This window comes from bacterium (genome assembly GCA_024228115.1).
Taxonomy (GTDB): Bacteria; Myxococcota_A; UBA9160; order UBA9160; family UBA6930.
On record JAAETT010000084.1, the window covers coordinates 1 to 1,808 of the forward strand.

General features: G+C 64.4%; 2 protein-coding genes. Both read right to left on the minus strand.

Annotation, left to right across the window (positions count from 1 at the left end; all coding sequences use genetic code 11):
- Positions 1-56: 56 nt before the first annotated feature.
- A complete protein-coding gene (locus tag GY937_04730) occupies positions 57-638 on the minus strand; it encodes a hypothetical protein (protein MCP5056015.1) in 582 nt (193 codons plus the stop codon).
- A gap of 41 nt (positions 639-679) precedes the next feature.
- Positions 680-1,372: a hypothetical protein gene (locus GY937_04735; GenBank protein ID MCP5056016.1), complete on the minus strand. Its 693-nt coding sequence runs from the start codon at positions 1,370-1,372 to the stop codon at positions 680-682.
- Between the last annotated feature and the right edge of the window lie 436 nt (positions 1,373-1,808).

Below are 1,808 nucleotides of genomic sequence, written 5' to 3' on the forward strand. Positions count from 1 at the left end.
ATCTCTCTATTCGGCTGCGCCATAGCTCGAACCCGGGATAACACATCCGCTCACGTTCAAGGAGAGCGACGCGGGCCGACGGCCGCGCCCAGTGCATTCTGGATCGCACGGACTTGATGGCTCAGATCCCCGTAGTAGAGGCCAGGACGGGAGCCGTACCACCTGCGTTCGACACGGCCGTCGATACGCCGCTCGATGTAGAGCCCCACCCCGCCTGCCGATTGCCGGCCGGGGAGCGGCACGCTCGTTTCCGAGAAATCGATGGTCCAGACATCGAGAGAATTCAGCTCCGAGAAAACCACCTCCCAGGAGTCGTGATGCGGCTGGGACGTCGAACACACCTCCCCCCCGTGCTCCATCTCAGGGCAGGTCCTTTTGGGCACTTCGAGCCCCCAGGTAAGCACCCGAGCAGGCGAGGCATCGCCCCTGACCCAGCGCAGCGCCGAATGCGGGGGAGTCGCCGGGATCATCTCCCCCGAGACATACGTGAAGTGCCACAGACGGAGTTCGTCGCCATCGGCATCTTCCAACCGAGGCCATCCAGCTGCGACGCGAACGCGGTCGATAATCGTGCCGAGATGCCCGATACCACCGCGGTCTTCCAGCCGGGAGCCTGCCGGACAAGGAACGACGCCCACGGGCTCTCCCTGCTGCCAGCGAACGCATAGCGTCCCTCCGATCACCCAGGCGCCATTTCGAAGCCCGTTCTCATACGACCCTCGTTCCAGCTCCCAGCCCTCGGAATCCCGTGAAACGTAGGATCCCTCCCGACGACCGCGCTGCCAGAACCCGTCGTCTCACAGATCGCCTCCACCGACCTTCCATCGTCGGGGGGCGGAAGGATCACCATGCGGCGGGTAGTAAGAGGGGCTCCGAGGAGTTGTTGCAAGCCGGTTTCGAGCCGCCGGCAGCGGCGCGACTCGACGACCGGACCCGCTTCCACGGCTTCCGGCCTCGCCTCACGCGAAGGGTCCTCACACCAATGCTCGACGAAGGGTGAGGCCAGCCTGTCCGACCCATTCGACGTAAAAACGTCACGGCCCTCGCGGACCGACCTCGGTCGCAATCCATCAGGACATCGGAACTCGGGCGGTCTGACACCGCGATACAGATTTACCAGCGACCCCTCGTCGTAGAGGCGCGTCAGGGGAAGCCCGTCGATGGGCCAGGTCACCTGGGGACCATGAGACGTTGCGTTCCGGTTGAGGGCGATCGAGAAGAGGCGACCGTCCGGCTGCCACCTCACCTCCAACCCATCGTTCGCCGTCCGTTCGCCAGCCTCGACTACCCATTCGTACTCCGCGATCTGTCCATCGGAATACCACGCAGCCTGTTGGCCAAGCCGGAACCCGTCGGGCCGGAGACATCGCACGCGAATTCCGCCGCGCCTTTCGGAAAGAGGATCTTCGTTCCGTGCCGTGCCAGCCGGACAGACCAAGGCCTGTGGAGAATCGGGGATCTGAGGTTCTATGGCATGCGCGGCTGTCGCGAGCAGGAGCCAGCCGAACAGCACAGGCCTCACCGGAAATCCCCCAGACTCGGCAACGCACGAATCGCCAACTGGAAACCTCGCCGTGCCGCATGCTCGCCAAGTGAAACGATGATCGTGGTGTAGACGCTCACTCAGAAGCGTAGAAATCTGATCATTTGGCCGGGGGGCGACGCAGTCCGCCGTTCCGGATTCCGATTCAGATCTTCCGGGTCGAAAGGTCCTTGACCCAGGGCGAACGCCCTCCCGGCTCGACCGGAGGTCGAGCCTCGGCGCGAAGCGCCGACCTTCCCGTGGCCCGTCCGACCTGCGATTGGGG